We start from the raw sequence: 18,335 nt of genomic DNA, 5'->3' as shown, positions 1-18,335 counted from the left end.
AGCAATTCGGTTAGCACACCACTATGGGCGGTAAACCTTAACGTTATGGAAACCTTGCTCTTGTAGGTAAAGTGCCTGTAGACGGCTCATGACACCACGGTCACAGTACAGCAAATATTCTTTCGCTTGGTCTAGGTCGCCAAACTGAGTTGAAAGCTTGAAGAACGGGATGTGCTTAATTTCAACACCATCGATCTCTAGTGGGCTTTCGTCTTCCTCGTCTGGGCTGCGGATATCTAGAACGACAGCGTGCTCAGCAACGGCTTGAACTTGTTCAACTTCAGGAGCTTGCTCTTGACTCTCTTTCTCGATGTCACGGATATCCATAATACGAGCGTTCTCGATCACTTGATCCAGGACTTCAAAGTTAAACTTAGCTTCTTCCGCTTCTAGTTTACCTTTCTTCGCTTTCACTGTTGGCTTCTTAGAAATAACACCACAGTACTCTGGCATTACTTTCGCGAAGTCTTCAGTACCAATCTTACGAGATAGGTCGATAATGTCTTCTTTGTCCCAGTTGATAAGTGGACGAAGAATCAACGTATCGGTCACGTTGTCGATGTGGCGAAGGTTAGTTAGCGTTTGGCTAGAAACCTGGCCAAGCGCCTCACCGGTTACTAGCGCTTCAATACCCAAGCGTTCTGCAACCATACCACCAGCGCGCATGAACATACGCTTAAGAACCACGCCCATTTGGCCGTCTTCAACGTTCTCAAGAATCTCTGCGACTACAGGTTCAAAATCGATAGAGATGAACTTCACCTTGGCCGATGAGCCGTATTTGTCCCATAGATAGTGAGAAACTTGCTTAACGCCAATTTCGTGTGCTGGACCACCTAGGTTAAAGAAGCAGTAATGCACTTTCGAACCACGTTTGATGTGCAAGTAGCTTGAAACGCCAGAATCGAAACCGCCAGAGATCAAGCTCAGTAGGTCTTCTTGAGTACCTAGAGGGAAACCGCCTAGGCCTTTATGACGTTCAATCACTTGGTTTAGCTTGCCGTTCTCGACTTCAACCTTAACGGTAATATCTGGGTTTTTCAGTTTTACTTTTGCTGAGTCTACCGCTTGGTTTAGACCACCACCTACGTAACGCTCTAGCTCGATAGAGGTAAAATCATGTTTACCGCGACGCTTAGCTCGCACAGAGAAAGTCTTACCTTCAATAAGACCACGGCTGCGCTCAAGAACTTGCTCGTAAATATCGTGCAGGTCTTTAAATTCTGATTGCTGAACTTCAAGGGAGTGATGAATACCCGGAGTTTGCGTCAATACTTCGAGTGTTTCTTTAAAGTATTTGTCGCTCTCAGACGTCACTTCAATGTAGTCACGACGGTTGAAAACAGCCACAGACTCAGTACGACGCTGAAGAATAGTGCGAATATTACGTTCTAGAATCTTTGTGAAGCGCTTACGCACCGATTCACTTTTTACAAAAATTTCCGGGTGGGGCTTAACAATAAATTTCATAGTACTTTCACGCCAATAAGGTTCACAATTTTAATAGGTTCATCACCACGTAAAAGGTCATTTCACATAGTTATTGAAGCAATAGTAGATCAATATTAAATCTAAGGGCGCGGATTATACATGAGAAAAGGAAACAAGGAAAAGAGTGCGTGCTTTAGCGCCAGTAATAAATACGCACCTTATTAAAAATAGCATCTCTGTTCACCATCGTAGTGTCATAGGTACACAAATTTGAACTCAGTTAATCATGACGAATTAAAATAAAAAGCCCAACCTCATCATAAGGTTGGGCTTTCTAAATCATATGAGCACGCGATATTATTGAGTAACCACTGGAACTTCTTCGCTGTATAGTGGCTCGCCCTGCATGATGCTGATCTCTACGCGGCGGTTTAGGCTGCGTTGCCATTCCGTATCATTCGGCTCTACAGGCTCAGTATCAGCCATACCACGAACTCTCAAGCGTTGATGAGAGAACCCACGAACCTTCTCCATCTCTTGAGCAACAGATACGGCTCGCTGAGATGACAGATCCCAATTCGAGCGATACAGCTCAGAATCAAGCCTTTGGTTATCAGTGTGCCCTGAGATTCGAACAATACCCGGAACATCTTTCACCAGTTCAGCCACCTGTCTCACCAAAGGTCGGAACTTCGGCTGTAGGAAAGCAGAACCCGATGGGAATGCACCCTTCTCACGAATTCGAATCACAATCTGTTGGCCAAGGTTTTCCACCTCAATCGCGCCTTGGTCGATTTCTCGCTCCAACGCCTTCTTGATGCTTTCCATCAAGGTTTCCATCTCTTGCGATTGAGCTTCAGCTTGTTGTTGCTGTTGGTCTGACTCAGAGTTTTGATTGTCGTGAGTCGAAACCTCTGGCGACTTGCCTCCGGTCATCTTGCCTTGGTCACGCATGGTGCCGCCAGCACGCTCAGATTCACCTTCATGAAACTCCAGCGTCTGCTGAGTAATATCGATGGTTTGCTGCATGATCACATCAATCGGTGTTGGTTCTGGACGACCAGGGCGAAACTCTTGTGCAATGATGCTGGTCCCTTTCGGGATGTCTTTCACTTCTAAACGGTTTTGTACACCAAACGCAAACTTCATCGAGCCCGCGATCTGTTTGAACTTCAGTACGTCCATCTCAGAGAATGAGAGCAGCAGTACGAAGAAACACATCAGCAGTGACATCAAGTCAGCAAATGTCCCCATCCATTGAGGTAACCCCGGAGGAGGACATTTACATGGATTTTCTTCATCCATCTTCAATTCCTCTTACGCGGGTTCACCATCAATCGTGCGCTTACCTTCGTTTAGGTAGCTCTTCAGGTAACCATCGATAACACGTGGGTTCTGGCCATCTTGAATCGCTAAAACACCATCCATCACCAGACGACGGTTTAGTGTTTCTTGGTCACGACGCAGCGCAAGCTTGTCGGCAATAGGGAAGAACACCATGTTCGAAAGGATTGCACCATAAAGCGTAGTTAAGAGTGCAACCGCCATCGCAGGACCGATCGCTTTAGGATCATCCATGTTCGAAAGCATGGCTACCAGACCAACTAAGGTACCAATCATACCCATCGCAGGGGCAACATCACCGAATGCAGAGAACACTTTCGCGCCCTGCTCGTGACGTTCTGTCGTTAATGCGATGTCTTTTTGCAGTGCTGCACGCACCACATCACCATCATGGCCATCCACCAATAAGTCGATACCCTTTTGCATGAAACTGTTGCTGATTTCCATCTCTTCAAGTGCCAAGAAGCCACCTTTACGTGCAGCATCTGCCATCTCTACAACTTTAGCGATAAGATCTTCAGGCTCATCGGCTTTAAACATAAATGCTTTGCCGGCAATTTTAGTCGCACCAAAGAACTGTCCCATGGTGAACTTCATCAGAACAACAAACGTTGAACCACCCACCACGATCAAAATGGATGTCGTGTCATAGAACATCCCGAGGCTTCCACCTAGGATCATTGCCATGATTACAAAGGCAAATCCACCAATCAAACCTATTAGGGTTGCTAAATCCACTGAGCACTCCTCATGCTTTTTTGTAGCTCTACGTCGACGATAATCTTTTTATCGGCCAGACTATAAGATCTTTTAGTAAATTCTTGGCTTAAGTATCACACTTTTCGTTTTTGAGTCACTACTATTCGCAGACTTTACCCCTATACGTAGCGCATAAACTCGATAAAGCTAAGGTTATTCAATCAAAGTGAGTTCAAGCCCCTTAAAAACGAACTTTCTAGCAAAATTCCTTTGTTACATTTGACCATATCAGCGGCCTAGGGTAACGTTCGTTCATCTTTCCAAACGCAGATTTATTATGGCTACTAAGAAACCTGAAAATATGAGCTTTGAAGCGGCAATCGAAGAGCTTGATGGCTTGGTTGATCAACTAGAAAATGGTGATCTAGCTTTAGATGATGCGCTGAAAAAATTCGAACGAGGTATCTCCCTCGCTCGAGCCGGTCAAAGTAAACTAAACGATGCAGAACAACGCGTTAGCATCTTACTGCAAAACGATCAAAATGCAGAACTTAGCGACTTTAACCCACAACCTGAATAACAAATTGTATGAGATCCCCTATGATCGAGACGTTATTGTCTTATCAAGCACGTAATAACGAGCAACTGAACCTTTGGCTTGATCGCCTGCCACACCAAAATCAAAATCTTATCAACGCAATGCGTTATGGATTGCTTTTAGGCGGCAAACGTGCGCGTCCATTTCTTGTCTACATTACAGGGGAAATGCTCGGGTGCACGGCTGAAGAGCTCGATACTCCAGCTTCTGCAATCGAATGTATTCATGCCTACTCTCTGATTCACGACGACCTTCCGGCGATGGATGACGATGAACTGCGCCGTGGTCATCAGACTTGTCACATCAAATTTGATGAAGCGACCGCTATTTTAACTGGCGATGCACTACAAACTCTCGCGTTTACTATACTTGCGGAAGGCACGTTAAGTGCTGATGGGGAAAGCAATCGCGTTCGAATGATTCAACGCTTAGCTGAAGCCTCTGGTGCTCAAGGTATGTGTATTGGTCAGGCGCTTGATATTGAAGCCGAAAACCGCGCTGTTACGCTAGAAGAATTAGAAGAAGTTCACCGAAATAAAACGGGCGCTTTAATGAAGAGTGCCATTCGATTAGGTGCACTCGCTGCTGGTGAAAAAGCGTTAGAAGTAATGCCTCAATTAGATAGGTACGCCGATGCCATCGGGTTAGCCTTCCAAGTTCAAGATGATATTTTGGATATCACCAGCGACACGGAAACTTTGGGTAAGCCACAGGGTTCTGACCAAGAATTGAACAAAAGCACCTACCCTTCTTTGTTAGGTTTAGAGGGCGCTCAAGAAAAAGCGCAAACTCTGCTACAGGAAGCGCTTCAAGCTTTGGCTGCAATCCCATACAATACCCAGTCACTCGAAGAGTTCGCCCGATACGTCATCGAGCGCAAGAACTAAGACAATAAGCGCGCATTACCTATGACTCTTGATATATCAAAGTACCCAACTCTTGCTTTGGCTGATAAGCCAGAGGATTTGCGTCTACTTCCGAAAGAGACGCTAACACAGCTTTGTGATGAATTACGCACCTATCTTCTTAACTCAGTGAGCCAGTCAAGTGGCCACTTAGCGTCAGGCTTAGGTACAGTAGAGCTAACAGTGGCTCTGCACTATGTGTATAACACTCCTTTTGACCAATTGGTTTGGGATGTTGGCCACCAAGCATACCCGCACAAAATTCTTACTGGTCGTCGCGACCGCTTGTCGACTATTCGTCAAAAAGATGGATTGCACCCATTCCCATGGCGACAAGAGAGCGAATACGACACCCTTTCTGTTGGTCACTCTTCAACATCGATCAGTGCCGCACTTGGTATGGCGATCAGTGCTAAGAAGGAAGGTAAGGATCGTAAAGTTGTCAGTGTCATTGGTGATGGCGCGATTACCGCAGGTATGGCTTTCGAAGCCATGAACCATGCGGGTGATATTCACAATGACATGTTGGTTATCCTTAATGATAACGAGATGTCGATCTCTGAAAATGTAGGAGCTCTAAACAACCACCTAGCTCAAGTTCTTTCTGGCAGTCTTTACACGTCAATTCGTGAGGGTGGCAAGAAAGTGCTATCAGGCGTTCCGCCGATAAAAGAGTTGGTCCGTCGTACAGAAGAACATCTAAAAGGTATGGTTGTCCCTGGCACTATGTTTGAAGAGTTAGGTTTCAACTACATTGGTCCAATCGATGGTCACGATGTGAATGAGTTGATTAAAACGCTCAAGAACATGCGAGATCTTAAAGGTCCTCAGTTCTTACATATCATGACGAAGAAAGGCAAAGGCTACGAGCCAGCTGAGAAAGATCCAATTGGTTATCACGGCGTACCTAAATTCGACCCTGCACATTCAAGTCTGCCGAAGAGCACCAGCTCTAAACCAACTTTCTCTAAGATTTTTGGCGATTTCTTGTGTGATATGGCTGCTCAAGACCCTAAGCTAATGGCGATCACACCAGCAATGCGTGAAGGTTCTGGTATGGTTCGTTTCTCTAAAGAATACCCAGAGCAGTACTTTGATGTAGCGATTGCTGAGCAGCATGCTGTGACGCTAGCAACCGGTATGGCGATTGCAGGTGATAAGCCGATTGTCGCTATCTACTCGACTTTCCTACAACGTGGCTACGATCAACTGATCCACGATGTGGCTATCATGGATCTACCGGTTATGTTTGCTATTGACCGTGCGGGTCTTGTCGGTGCCGATGGTCAAACACATCAAGGTGCGTTCGATCTAAGCTTTATGCGCTGCATTCCAAACATGGTGATCATGGCACCAAGCGACGAAAACGAATGTCGCCAAATGCTTTACACTGGTCATCAGCACACAGGGCCAAGTGCCGTTCGTTACCCTCGCGGTAATGGTATGGGTACTGAGATTCAAAGTGAGTTTACCGCTCTTGAGATTGGTAAAGGTCGTATCGTTCGCGAAAGCGAAAAAGCAAAAGATGGCTCGAAAGTCGCAATCCTAAGCTTCGGTACTTTCCTGGAGAGTGCGCTTCAAACGGCTGACGCTATCGATGCGACGGTTACAGACATGCGCTTTGTGAAGCCACTCGATAAAACACTAATCAAACAACTTGCTGCTGACCACGATGTACTTGTGACAATCGAAGAAAACGCGATTGCAGGTGGTGCAGGCGCGGGTGTGATTGAATTCTTGATGCAAGAGAAGCTACTGATGCCAGTATTAAACCTTGGCTTACCAGACAAGTTTATTGCTCAAGGCACTCAAGGTGAACTGCACGAAGAGCTTGGCTTAGATGCCAAAGGTATAGAGAAGTCTATCTCTGACTACCTTGCTAAATAGCTTTCATCAGCAAGCAGCATAAGTAACAAAGCAAAAAAGGTTGGCCCTAAGGCCAACCTTTTTAGTATCTGCTAACTCATTAACTATTCACTGTTTAGTTGTTAGTTATTAGCTATTGGCTATTGGCTATTAAACCAGCTTAGCAACATGGCTTAAGCACCGGTGCGTCATAGTTCTCTGGTTCATCAGAGTAGATAGCAACGTTGAAGTTCTCAACCAAGCCGGTTTCTTCAACACACTGCTCTTGGAAGAACTGTTGAATTTCACGACGTTGACAGTGTGCTTCGAATGCTTCGTTATCAGCCCAGATCTCATTGAATGCAATAGGGAAACTTTCACCTTCTGCAAATGGGCTGTTGATGTGACGAGTCACTGTATATTGAATACAACCGTCTTCACGCATTGTGTTTGGCTCTAGTGATTTCAGAACTTCAAACAACTCGTTCAATTTTCCTTTTTTAGGCTGAAATTGAGCAACACAGTAAACCTTCTTAGACATTGTTATTCCTTGTTTTTATCTATTATTGTTAGTGCTTTGAATATTAATTCTTAAACGAGCCAGCCAGCAAAATGAGCCACAGCATACAAGGCAACAGCCGCCATAATGCCCGCAACAATATCATCAATCATGATACCTAAGCCGCCATGTACTCGCTGATCTAACCAACCAATTGGCCAAGGTTTCACCATATCGAAAAAACGAAACAAGACAAAACCAGTGAACAGCCATTTCCAATCATCTGTAGGGATATTCAATAAAGGCACTAAGCCCATGGTGATCCAAAAGCCTGCGAATTCATCCCACACGATAGAGCCGTGATCGTGCACTCCCATATCATCAGATGTCACTTGGCAAATTTTGATACCAATAATGCAGCTTACAACAACTACCGCAACATAAGCAGGAAAAGGGAGCTGAACCAATAATAGGTACAACGGAATCGACGCAAGCGTACCCATAGTTCCAGGAATAATCGGCGATAAGCCACTACCAAAACCGGTTGCCAATAAATGCCAAGGGTTTTTAAGAGAAATAAGAGAAAGTGGGTTTGTCATCAATTAGCCTTAAAGTGATCGTAACCAGTTAAGTTCCAACTTAGTGGTTCACCATTATTGTGTAGTTCAAAATATTCTACAGGTCTTATCTGGCCAATGCAGGTGACTTTTGTTCCTGTGTGCGACAAAGCACTTTCCAATGAACCTTTATTTTCTTCAGGCACAGTAAAGCAAAGTTCGTACTCTTCACCACTGGTCAGCGCATACTGCTGAGCTGAAGTAATATCACAAGCGAACTGACGTAACTCTGGAGAGAGGGGCAGCGTGCTTACATCAATACTCGCACCAACCTGAGAACGTTTGAGGATATGTTTTAAATCAGCAATAACACCATCAGAGATATCGATAGCCGATGAAGCAAGGTTAACTAGAGCTTGACCCGCCAATATTCGCGGAGTGCTCAGGTAGTGCCTCTCTTCAAGCTCTAGCGCATAAGGCTTCACTTTGTTCTTTTCGGGGTTCAGTAACACGTCTAACCCAGCTTTGCTGTCCCCTAGATTACCCGTCACGTAAATCCAGTCGCCCACTTTAGCGTTATCTCTGCGCAACGCTCGACCTTCTGGCACAAAGCCTTGTACAGTCAACGTCAAACTTAGCGGCCCTTTGGTTGTATCACCGCCGATTAGCTGAATACCAAAGTAGTCTGCAAGTTTGAAAAAGGAATCACAAAATGGGGCAAGCCATTCTTCATCGACTTCTGGCATAGTTAAAGCAAATGAAACCCAAGCAGGCGTCGCACCCATAGCGGCAAGGTCGCTAATGTTCGAAGCTAACGCTTTATGCGCCACCCATGCAGGATTCGCTTCGGCTAAAAAGTGCGTACCTGCAACTAAAGTGTCGGTGCTGATTGCGATCTCTACATTGCTTGGCGCTTTGACCAAAGCACAGTCATCGCCCGCTGCTAGATGTACGTCTTTACGTTGTGGTTGTCGATTTACAAAATATTTTTCAATCAGGTTAAACTCGCCAGACATCACATGCCCTATCTTTGGTCTTAATACAAATCACCGTAATTATTGATATTACAGAAATTTAGTTACAAAAAAGGCCAGCATGAGAGCTGACCTTTATATTCAATATACGCACGTGTTATTTCTTACGAACGTGCGGCGCTGCTTTATCAAGCACACCGTTAACAAACTTATGGCTGTCTTCTGCTGCGAATACTTTCGCAAGCTCGATAGCTTCGTTGATAACCACTTTGTATGGTACATCTTCGCGACGAGTCATCTCGTACATAGCTAAACGTAGAAGCGCTAGTTCCATCAAATCCAGATCTTGCATAGGACGAGATACGAATGGACGCAGCTTGCTATCAAGTTCCATGTGGCTAAGAGCAACACCAGTTAGTAGGTCGCGGAAGTATGCAACGTCTGTTTCTGGCATAGCTAGAGCAGGTTCTGCGGCATGATGCTCTTCTTCATCATACTTACCACCAGATAAGAACTGTTCTTCAACGGTAGCAATATTTTCTTTAGTAATTTGCCAAGAATAAATTGCTTGTAGAGCAAATTGACGTGCGTTACGACGTGCGGCTGGTTTCACACTGGCCCCCATTAGGAATCGATTTCAGAAAGAACGTTGATCATCTCAAGTGCGCTAAGTGCTGCTTCTGCACCCTTATTACCAGCCTTGGTTCCTGCGCGTTCAATAGCTTGATCGATCGTATCAACAGTAAGAACACCAAACGCTACTGGAAGAGAAAATTCCAGAGACACTTGTGCCAAACCTTTATTACATTCACTACAAACATAGTCAAAGTGAGGTGTACCGCCACGGATTACTGTACCAAGAGATACAATCGCATCGAACTTACCCGTTTTTGCAACGCGCTGCGCTACAAGTGGAAGTTCTACTGCACCTGGGCAGCGAACAACAGTAATGTTGTCTTCGCTTACTTGTCCATGACGCTTTAAAGTATCGATTGCACCAGAAAGTAAACTTTCGTTAATAAAACTGTTGAAACGAGCAATAACGATAGCAATTTTTGCATTTGGCGCTGGGAAGCCACCCTCGATCACTTTCATAAGCCTTCCTTTAACTATTTTCATCAAGTGAGAATCGCCGGATTCTAGCACAAAACTGTGAGCAATATCTAATGCTAATTTAGCAGAGCAGACACCGGAGATGTAAAGATGATAGTGCAGCGTCGCTCCCAACCATATGGGAACAGCAAGAAGAAAAGCGCACTCGCTGAGCACAGAGTAAATCAAGCTTCTCTACTTTGCTCTTTTGGCATGTTCAACAGCCAAAAGAGCAACTGAAATCATCGGTAAATTATGCCGCTAAAACGGAGAAACATGTGTTCACCGGCACATGATTTATTCGCAAACGTACTCAACAACGTTAAGACCAAAACCACCCAATGCGTGGTAACGCTTAGTGCTTGAAGAAAGCAGACGCATATCGTGAACGCCTAGATCTTGAAGGATCTGAGAACCCACACCAACACGACGAGAAGTACCTTGCTTCTTGGCCATGGTTGGTTGTTCGTTCTTATCTTGCGCTTCAAATGTCTTCACTTTGTGAATCAAAGAGTCAGACGACTCTTCGTTGCCCAGAATAACTAACACACCGCCTTCGTCGCCAATGCGCTTCATTGCTTTATCTAGCGACCAGCTACGTTCCGTTCCACGGTCTGAATGAAGTAGATCGGTAAACGTGTCATGCAGGTGAACTCGTACTAGTGGAGCGCCTACAGACAAGTCGCCCTTTTGCATTGCGTAGTGGATCTGGTTATCAATCGTGTCACGGTAAGTCACAAGCTCAAAGTCACCAAACTCTGTTGGCAAATGGCATTGTGCTACACGTTCAATCGTCGTTTCCGTGTTGTTACGGTATTCAATCAAGTCAGCAATCGTACCCAACTTGATACCATGCTTTTCAGCAAACACTTCAAGGTCAGGACGACGTGCCATGGTGCCATCGTCATTTAGGATCTCAACAATAACCGAAGCTGGCTCACAACCCGCTAGGCGAGCTAGATCACAACCCGCTTCAGTATGGCCAGCGCGAGTTAATACACCACCTTCTTGAGCTGTCAGTGGGAAGATATGCCCGGGTTGAACAAGGTCAGCGGCTTTCGCATCTTTTGCCACAGCCGCTTGAACGGTAACGGCGCGATCTGATGCAGAAATCCCCGTAGTTACACCCTCAGCAGCTTCAATCGAAACCGTAAAGTTGGTTGTGTATTGAGCATTATTATCTTGAACCATAGGCGCTAGACCCATACGGTTTGAACGCTCTTTGGTCAACGTTAGACAAATTAAGCCACGGCCGTACATCGCCATGAAGTTAATCGCTTCAGGCGTCACATGTTCTGCTGCCATGATTAGATCGCCTTCATTTTCGCGATCTTCATCATCCATCAGGATAACCATTTTTCCTAGGCGAATGTCTTCAATAATTTCTTGAGGAGTACTAATTGGCATTGTTCTATATCCTTTGAAATGGTTCTGCTTCCTAGAACCGACACTATTTAAACCTGATGATATTGCTTCGCTTTACAAAGTCTCGCTTAACACACTTTGTACCAACGATTAGGCAAAACCATTCTGCTGTAAGAATTCCATCGTCAATCGAGATTCAGGCTCAGACTCTTGCTGCTGGCCTTGCAGTAGACGCTCCATATAACGCGCTAATACATCGACTTCTAGATTCACTTTACGACCAACATTGAATTGATCGATGGTCGTTTCTGAAGAGGTGTGAGGAACGATAGTCAGCTTAAAGGCATTTTTGCGTAAATCGTTCACCGTTAGGCTAATACCATCAACAGTGACTGAACCTTTTTGAGCTACGTACTTTGAGATCTCTGCTGGCATTTCAACCCAGAACTCAATTGCACGACCGACTTGGTTACGCTCAACAATCTCACCCACACCATCAACGTGACCCGATACAATATGACCACCAAAACGGGTAGTCGGTAGCATTGCTTTCTCTAGGTTGACCTTATCGCCGGCTTGGTAATCCACAAAGCCCGTTTTTTTCAGGGTCTCAAGCGAAAGGTCTGCACTGTAGCTGTGGTCGTTATACTCAACAACCGTCAAACAAACACCATTGGTAGCGATACTGTCGCCTAACTTAACGTCAGCCATATCAAGATTACCAACATTAACCGTTACGGTGATGTCTTCTCCGCGGGGAGTGATTGCACTCAATGTACCTACGGCTTCTACAATTCCTGTAAACATTTTAAAACTCTTTTTGTTGTCAACGACATGTATTTGGTTAGTAGAACTATTTCCACTATGGTTTCGTTACTATCGGTTTCGAAATACGGGTTTCGCTACGATGCGAATATCCACACCAACCTGTCGAACATCTTTAATTTCTAGGTCAATCACATCAGACATTGAAGTGAGCCCTAATGCGCCCATCAAACCTCGTCCGTCACTGCCCATAAGTTTAGGCGCTAAATAGAGGATTAGCTCATCCACTAACTGTGCTTCAATCAAGCTTTTTGCCAATGTCGCGCCCGCTTCGACCCAAATATGATCAATATGGTTCGCTGGCAATTGACGCATCAAATCGTGTAAATCAAGCTGACCAGCATCCGTTGTTCCGACCTCAATATCAGCAGAGGTTTCAGCAACTCTCAATACCGAAGTTGGAGTCTGGAATAACTTGAGCTCAGGATACAGCTGATTTTGGCGATCAAGAATCACGCGAATCGGCTGACGCAACTCGTCTTCAGCGTAATGATCTTTGATACTACTTGGTAACTCAGTCCAGCGAACATTCAATGACGCGTTGTCTTCAATCACCGTTTGGCTGGTTGATAACACCGCGCCTGATTTGGCTCGGTAGTTCTGAACGTCACGACGCGCTTCTGACGACGTGATCCACTGGCTTTGACCATTTTCCAATGCCGTTTGGCCATCTAGGCTAGCCGCCATTTTTAACTGTACGAATGGCATGCCCGTTTGCATACGCTTGATAAATGCAGGATTTAAATCGAGAGCATCTTGCTCTAACAAGCCTATCTCAACCTCAATACCCGCATCACGTAGCATCTTGATGCCACGCCCTGCGACTTTAGGGTTTGGGTCCTGCATGGCGCAAATCACTTTTGAAACTTGAGCCTTAATCAAACCTTCCGCACAAGGCGGCGTTCGACCATAATGCGAACAAGGTTCTAGCGTAACGTAAGCCGTTGCACCTTTTGCCTTATCACCCGCCATTCGCATAGCGTGCACTTCAGCATGAGGTTCGCCCGCTTTGGCATGAAAACCTTCACCAACGATCTGACCATCGGCTTGTACGATGACACAGCCTACATTTGGGTTTGGCGCAGTGGTGTAAATGCCGCGTTTCGCTAATTGAATAGCGCGCGACATCATTTGAAAATCTAGGGGAGTAAAATTAGACATAACTGAGGGGTTAGTCCTCTAATTTAGCGATTTCTTCGCCAAACTCTCGGATGTCTTCAAAGCTGCGGTAAACAGAGGCAAAACGGATGTACGCCACTTTATCCAATTCTTTCAATTGGCCCATCACAAGATTACCAATCATCTCGCTTGGTACTTCACGCTCACCAGTTGCACGGAGTTGTGACTTAATAGTACTGATCGCAAGTTCGATCGCATCAGCACTCACTGGGCGTTTTTCTAGGGCACGCTGAACACCACCTACCATTTTATCTTCATTAAATGGTTCGCGGTTTCCATTCGACTTAATGACTTTAGGCATCACAAGCTCTGCCGATTCGAAAGTAGTAAAACGTTCACTACATGCAAGGCATTGACGGCGACGACGAACCTGATGGCCATCGGCTACCAGTCTTGAATCGATTACTTTAGTGTCGTTCTCTGAACAAAAAGGACAATGCATATCACCTCCAAATAATTGAATATCAGTGTAACGGAATTGCCAAACGTTAGGAAAGAAAAAGGGCCAATTAAGGCCCTTTTGTGTGGTGATTCATTGATTATTGTTACTCGATCGCCATTTCAAAAATGAGCTGATGAGTAAAATTAACGACCAGCGTTAACCGCGAACTAAATAGTTCGCTTTGCCTACCCATTTGTAGCTTGTCAGCTCTTCTAAACCCATTGGGCCACGAGCATGCAATTTCTGAGTAGACACTGCTACTTCAGCACCCAGACCAAACTGTGCGCCATCAGTAAAACGTGTTGATGCATTCACATAAACCGCAGCAGAACCGACTGAGTTAATAAAGCGCTCTGAGCTTTCTAGACTATTCGTCATGATCGCGTCTGAGTGGCTCGCGTTGTGGACGCGCATGTGGTCAATCGCTTCTGCCACATCCGCGACGACTTTCACGCCTAACGTATAGCTTAACCATTCAGTGTCAAAGTCGCCTTCAACCGCATCACGTTGGTCTTCAAAACCCGCTAGCAGCGATTTTGCACTAGTGTCAGCAACCAAAGTAACCTTGCCGGCTAAACGCTGTGTTAGCTGCGCTAAGAAAGCTTCAGCAACCGCTTCGTGCACTAATAATGTATCTAGCGAGTTACAGGCAGATGGGCGTTGAACTTTAGAGTTTTCAACAACATCAACGGATTTCTCAAGGTCAGCGCTTTCATCAATAAAAATATGGCTGATACCGAAACCACCGATGATCACTGGAATCGTGCTGTTCTCTTTACACATCTTGTGCAAGCCAGCGCCGCCGCGAGGAATGATCATATCCACGTAATCATCCAGTTTAAGCAGTTGAGAAACGAGCTCACGATCAGGTTTTTCGATGTACTGAACTGAAGCGGCTGGAAGCTCCGCTTTCTCTAATGCAGACTGGATAACTTTAACCAACTCCATGTTTGAGAAGAATGTCTCTTTACCACCACGTAAGATACTTGCGTTACCTGTTTTTAGACACAGTGCCGCAATATCGATAGTTACGTTTGGACGCGCTTCGTAAATAACACCAACCACGCCAAGTGGTACACGACGACGAGACAGTGACATACCGTTTTCCAGTACCTTACTGTCCATTTCGCTGCCAACTGGATCATTCAGGCTAATTACGTTACGTACATCGTTAGCGATACCTGTTAGACGCTCTTCATTCAGCAATAGACGATCAAGCAATGCGTCAGTTAAACCCGCTTCACGACCAAGTTCGATGTCTTTTGCGTTCGCTTCTAAAATCGTTGCTGCGTTTGCTTCTAACTCATCAGCGATGATCGCCAATGCCTTGTTCTTTTGCGCCGTTGAAGCGGTCGCTAGGTGGAAAGCAGCGTCTTTTGCTGCGATACCCATGTTAGTTAAATCCACGTTTAACTCTCCCTAAGTTCTGTCTGTCTTTGGATGTAAAAAGGCGCTTTACGATTATGTATATTCGCAGTGCATCGCCTTATCATCACGAGCTACTCTTGAATCACTACCATGTCATCACGGTGAATAACTTCTGATCCGTAGTCATAACCCAGTATCTCACCAATATCTTTACTGTGTTTACCTGCGATTTTCGCTAAGTCTTGGCTCGAGTAGCTAGCGATACCACGCGCCACTACCTTGCCTTTGATGTCTGTAACTTGGGTAACTTCACCACGAGAAAACTCGCCTTGAACTCGAATGACCCCTTTCGCCAACAGGCTGCTACCTTTAGTGTTCACAGCATTAACGGCGCCATCATCAACCACAATATCACCGGCAGATGCAGGGCCAGCTAAAATCCAGCGTTTGCGGTTTTCAAGCGCTTCTTCTAGAGGCAAAAAACGAGTACCTTGTGGATTGTCACTCAACGAGTCAAACACCACATTTTCAGCACTACCCGCCGCAATAATCACTTCAATACCGGCACGACGAGCAATATCAGCCGCCTGCAGTTTAGTCGCCATACCGCCGGTACCTAACGTAGTACCACTTCCGCCTGCGATCTTGCGTAATGTGTCATCAATGGTTTTCACTTCTTTGATGAGCTCTGCATTCGGATCTTTGCGAGGGTCTGCCGTAAATAGGCCTTTTTGATCGGTTAATAGCAGAAGCTTATCGGCTCCACATAAAATACCAACCAGTGCCGACAAGTTATCGTTGTCGCCCACTTTAATTTCGTTAGTTGCTACTGCATCGTTTTCATTAACCACCGGAATAATATCGTGTTCAACGAGTGCGTTGATCGTGTCGCGAGCATTAAGAAAACGCTCGCGATCATCGAGATCAGCACGAGTCAGTAGCATCTGGCCAATTTTAAGGCCATAGATAGCAAACAAAGACTCCCAAACTTGAATCAACTGGCTTTGCCCAACTGCCGCAAGCAATTGTTTGCTCGCCATCGAGTTGGGAAGTGCGGGGTAACTAAGGTGCTCACGCCCAGCAGCAATTGCGCCAGACGAAACCATAACCACAGAGTGGCCTTGTTTTTTTAATTCAGCACATTGACGAACCAACTCAACCATGTGAGCACGATCTAATGCCAATGTTCCACCAGTTAAGACACTGGTACCCAGTTTAACAACGACAGTTTTACTCTGTGTTGTTGTCCCGCTTTGATGATTTGTTGTCATGAAGTCTTTTATAGATAAAACAAATAAGAGGTGATGTTTTAGCAATCAACAGGGGAATTCACAAGCAGAAAAGGTGCGAAATCGCACCTTTTTACTTTATAGAGAAGAGTAACCTTTAAAATCAGACGAATTCGACAGACTCTTCGTCGAATTGAACGCTGATTTCAAACTTATTTTGAAGTTCGTCAACCAGCTTTTGGTGGAAAGCTTCTTGAGTGCGAGACACTTCAGCTACCGCCTTCTTCGGCAATGGTAAGCAATCCCAATTGCCATCGATGTTGTACTTGCCGATGTTGTATTTCGCCGAATATCCCTCTTCCGACTTATCCAACTCTAACCACCAACCCCAAAACTCACGTTCTTCTGGTGATTTTTTATCGTTCACACACACAGATAAACAATCAAAAATATAATGACCTTCTTCTGATTGTGGTTCTCTTAAGTAAGGCCCAATCGCCTTTAAAACATTCAACAAACGATAATGCGTAGGTTGTTGTGTCACTTCTGACATATTGAATCTCCATTTTCAATGTTAAGAATGACGTTACTCAGACTGCAATACGTAGAAAGTACGCAATTGGATTTTATAAATTACCTCTGAGTATCAGGTACTTAGTTTGTACACTTTTCATGCTTAACTAATTTAGGAGAAATGTCATCTAAATAATTCATCCTCAAGCCATTTTATCGCCAATTCGAGGGATTGCTCATAACCCTGTGTAATTGATTTAGCTTTGATTTTCTTCGCTTTGCCGTAATCACTGTAAATAGCAACCAGTTGATTATCCATTGGTGGTGAAACAGGGTCTCCTTCTAAGGCTAGTGCCAAGATAGGAACGCTGGTTTTACTGTTCGACAGCAAGCCTTGTACCTTGAGTGACCAAGCCATCAGTTGCCCAGAAAGACTATTGATATCTACCGCACCTTTACCGAGACGCGAAGCTAACACATCTAAATGCATTTTAGGCATCTGTTTCAATTTGTCTGCATGAACAAAGATATCGTGAATTGGCGCGCCTAAAGAGATACACGCTTTGAGCTTATGTTGCTCTAGGAAAGATAATCTCACCATCGCATTGCCACCAAAACGGAAGCCAAACAAGCCGACCTTGTGGTGATCGACCCATGGGATGTTAGGCAGTTCATTGAGCACAGCTTGGTGAAGGCAAGACGAGTCTTCAGTTAAAGGCCAATGCGCACTGTGCCCTATCGACGGCATATCGACCGTCAACATAGCAATGTTTTTAGGGGCTAGGTAATCTCTAAACAAGCGCCACATATCGGTTTGCAAACTGTCTAGTCCAGCGCTCACAATCACAACAGGCTGAGGTTTATCTGTTTTGGTGAGATGCAAGTTCGCCTTAATTTTCTTATTCTGATACGGCACTTCAAGTTGCTTAACGATCAGCTTGGTATGCTTGATGGCTTCAGAATAAGCCGCGTTCGCCAGCACTTGAGCCTGAGCTGCCAAATTGTCGTTCTTGAGATGTGGGTAACCCGCTATGCTAAAACATAACGATGCTGAAAACAGCTCTTCAGCCATCTCTTCACCGTTCTTTTCATTAGAGCGATTTTGATGCTGCATACCAAGCTTAGTCCACTCGTATGCCCAGTTACCGCTGCGATAACCCATGACGGTATCTAACCACTCGTCCGTCGTGCGAGAATTATCTGACGACGCAATTCGAGCTAACACCGCTTCTTGCTCTATTGGGTTAACGCCTTGCCATACCCACTGAAGACGCCTTAAATTTCGATACCATGATGAATTTTGCTGTTTACGCTTCTCATCCAATAGCTCTTCTGAGCTTGGCATGTAGCGCGTCAGCATTGAGGTTTCTTTAGCCTGCTTATGCTTTACAAACAAGGTTTCCGAAAGGTTCGAGCTCGTTTCTTCTGATTCAGACATAGGGACACTTAATAAGAAATGGTTGTCACTAA

At 45.1% G+C, this 18,335-nt stretch carries 19 protein-coding genes; 3 read left to right on the top strand and 16 right to left on the bottom strand.

Annotation, left to right across the window (positions count from 1 at the left end; translation table 11 throughout):
* Positions 1–21 precede the first annotated feature (21 nt).
* From thiI to pomA, 3 genes are all read right to left on the bottom strand, one after another.
* A complete protein-coding gene (gene thiI, locus SJY39_RS05030; RefSeq protein ID WP_016767601.1) occupies positions 22–1,470 on the bottom strand; it encodes a tRNA uracil 4-sulfurtransferase ThiI in 1,449 nt (482 codons plus the stop codon).
* 318 nt (positions 1,471–1,788) lie between these two features.
* Positions 1,789–2,736: a flagellar motor protein MotB gene (locus tag SJY39_RS05025; RefSeq protein ID WP_016767602.1), complete on the bottom strand. Its 948-nt coding sequence runs from the start codon at positions 2,734–2,736 to the stop codon at positions 1,789–1,791.
* A gap of 12 nt (positions 2,737–2,748) precedes the next feature.
* The gene (gene pomA / locus SJY39_RS05020; RefSeq protein ID WP_004734406.1) at positions 2,749–3,513 is read right to left on the bottom strand and encodes a flagellar motor protein PomA; all 765 of its coding nucleotides are present in this window, start codon (positions 3,511–3,513) and stop codon (positions 2,749–2,751) included.
* A gap of 298 nt (positions 3,514–3,811) precedes the next feature.
* On the opposite strand from pomA, the gene xseB reads away from it, so the two are divergent.
* The 3 genes from xseB to dxs are packed head-to-tail and all read left to right on the top strand — an operon-like array spanning position 3,812 to position 6,864.
* Complete coding sequence (xseB, locus tag SJY39_RS05015; RefSeq protein WP_010436379.1) at positions 3,812–4,054, top strand: exodeoxyribonuclease VII small subunit; 243 nt, start codon at positions 3,812–3,814, stop codon at positions 4,052–4,054.
* A 20-nt stretch (positions 4,055–4,074) separates the two neighbouring features.
* Positions 4,075–4,959, top strand: a complete 885-nt coding sequence (gene ispA / locus SJY39_RS05010) for a (2E,6E)-farnesyl diphosphate synthase (RefSeq protein WP_010436376.1) — start codon at positions 4,075–4,077, stop codon at positions 4,957–4,959.
* 21 nt (positions 4,960–4,980) lie between these two features.
* Positions 4,981–6,864: a 1-deoxy-D-xylulose-5-phosphate synthase gene (dxs, locus tag SJY39_RS05005; RefSeq protein WP_016793809.1), complete on the top strand. Its 1,884-nt coding sequence runs from the start codon at positions 4,981–4,983 to the stop codon at positions 6,862–6,864.
* 139 nt (positions 6,865–7,003) lie between these two features.
* Here the strand turns inward: dxs and SJY39_RS05000 are convergent, their stop codons facing one another.
* The 13 genes from SJY39_RS05000 to frsA form a co-directional block, all read right to left on the bottom strand.
* Positions 7,004–7,363, bottom strand: a complete 360-nt coding sequence (locus SJY39_RS05000; RefSeq protein WP_016767605.1) for a putative quinol monooxygenase — start codon at positions 7,361–7,363, stop codon at positions 7,004–7,006.
* Between the two features lie 50 nt (positions 7,364–7,413).
* Positions 7,414–7,920 (bottom strand): phosphatidylglycerophosphatase A, encoded by a 507-nt coding sequence (pgpA, locus tag SJY39_RS04995; RefSeq protein ID WP_010436368.1) that lies wholly within the window; start codon positions 7,918–7,920, stop codon positions 7,414–7,416.
* Positions 7,920–8,894 carry a thiamine-phosphate kinase gene (gene thiL / locus SJY39_RS04990; protein ID WP_010436366.1) on the bottom strand — a complete coding sequence of 325 codons (975 nt, stop codon included), beginning with the start codon at positions 8,892–8,894 and terminating at the stop codon, positions 7,920–7,922. Before thiL ends, pgpA begins: the two co-directional genes overlap by 1 nt.
* A gap of 115 nt (positions 8,895–9,009) precedes the next feature.
* The gene (nusB, locus tag SJY39_RS04985; RefSeq protein ID WP_004734399.1) at positions 9,010–9,477 is read right to left on the bottom strand and encodes a transcription antitermination factor NusB; all 468 of its coding nucleotides are present in this window, start codon (positions 9,475–9,477) and stop codon (positions 9,010–9,012) included.
* Positions 9,477–9,947 (bottom strand): 6,7-dimethyl-8-ribityllumazine synthase, encoded by a 471-nt coding sequence (ribE, locus tag SJY39_RS04980; RefSeq protein ID WP_004734398.1) that lies wholly within the window; start codon positions 9,945–9,947, stop codon positions 9,477–9,479. The genes nusB and ribE overlap by 1 nt, the downstream gene beginning before the upstream one ends.
* Positions 9,948–10,241: 294 nt before the next feature.
* Positions 10,242–11,351 carry a bifunctional 3,4-dihydroxy-2-butanone-4-phosphate synthase/GTP cyclohydrolase II gene (gene ribBA / locus SJY39_RS04975; protein WP_016790437.1) on the bottom strand — a complete coding sequence of 370 codons (1,110 nt, stop codon included), beginning with the start codon at positions 11,349–11,351 and terminating at the stop codon, positions 10,242–10,244.
* A gap of 108 nt (positions 11,352–11,459) precedes the next feature.
* The gene (locus SJY39_RS04970) at positions 11,460–12,116 is read right to left on the bottom strand and encodes a riboflavin synthase (RefSeq protein ID WP_004734396.1); all 657 of its coding nucleotides are present in this window, start codon (positions 12,114–12,116) and stop codon (positions 11,460–11,462) included.
* Positions 12,117–12,185: 69 nt separating this feature from the next.
* A complete protein-coding gene (gene ribD / locus SJY39_RS04965; protein ID WP_016790436.1) occupies positions 12,186–13,265 on the bottom strand; it encodes a bifunctional diaminohydroxyphosphoribosylaminopyrimidine deaminase/5-amino-6-(5-phosphoribosylamino)uracil reductase RibD in 1,080 nt (359 codons plus the stop codon).
* A gap of 40 nt (positions 13,266–13,305) precedes the next feature.
* On the bottom strand, positions 13,306–13,755 hold the full coding sequence (gene nrdR, locus SJY39_RS04960; RefSeq protein ID WP_004734394.1) for a transcriptional regulator NrdR: 450 nt from the start codon (positions 13,753–13,755) through the stop codon (positions 13,306–13,308).
* Between the two features lie 156 nt (positions 13,756–13,911).
* Positions 13,912–15,162, bottom strand: coding sequence for a glutamate-5-semialdehyde dehydrogenase (locus tag SJY39_RS04955; RefSeq protein WP_016793808.1), 1,251 nt, complete (start codon positions 15,160–15,162; stop codon positions 13,912–13,914).
* A 92-nt stretch (positions 15,163–15,254) separates the two neighbouring features.
* The gene (proB, locus tag SJY39_RS04950; protein ID WP_171343695.1) at positions 15,255–16,439 is read right to left on the bottom strand and encodes a glutamate 5-kinase; all 1,185 of its coding nucleotides are present in this window, start codon (positions 16,437–16,439) and stop codon (positions 15,255–15,257) included.
* Between the two features lie 76 nt (positions 16,440–16,515).
* Positions 16,516–16,905 (bottom strand): sigma factor-binding protein Crl, encoded by a 390-nt coding sequence (gene crl / locus SJY39_RS04945; protein ID WP_010436351.1) that lies wholly within the window; start codon positions 16,903–16,905, stop codon positions 16,516–16,518.
* A gap of 144 nt (positions 16,906–17,049) precedes the next feature.
* Positions 17,050–18,303 (bottom strand): esterase FrsA, encoded by a 1,254-nt coding sequence (frsA, locus tag SJY39_RS04940; RefSeq protein WP_010436349.1) that lies wholly within the window; start codon positions 18,301–18,303, stop codon positions 17,050–17,052.
* Between the last annotated feature and the right edge of the window lie 32 nt (positions 18,304–18,335).

This window comes from Vibrio sp. R78045 (genome assembly GCF_042466085.1).
In the GTDB taxonomy this organism is placed as follows: domain Bacteria; phylum Pseudomonadota; class Gammaproteobacteria; order Enterobacterales; family Vibrionaceae; genus Vibrio; species Vibrio cyclitrophicus.
Note: the sequence above shows the minus strand (reverse complement) of the source record. Positions and strands in the feature narration are given on the sequence as shown.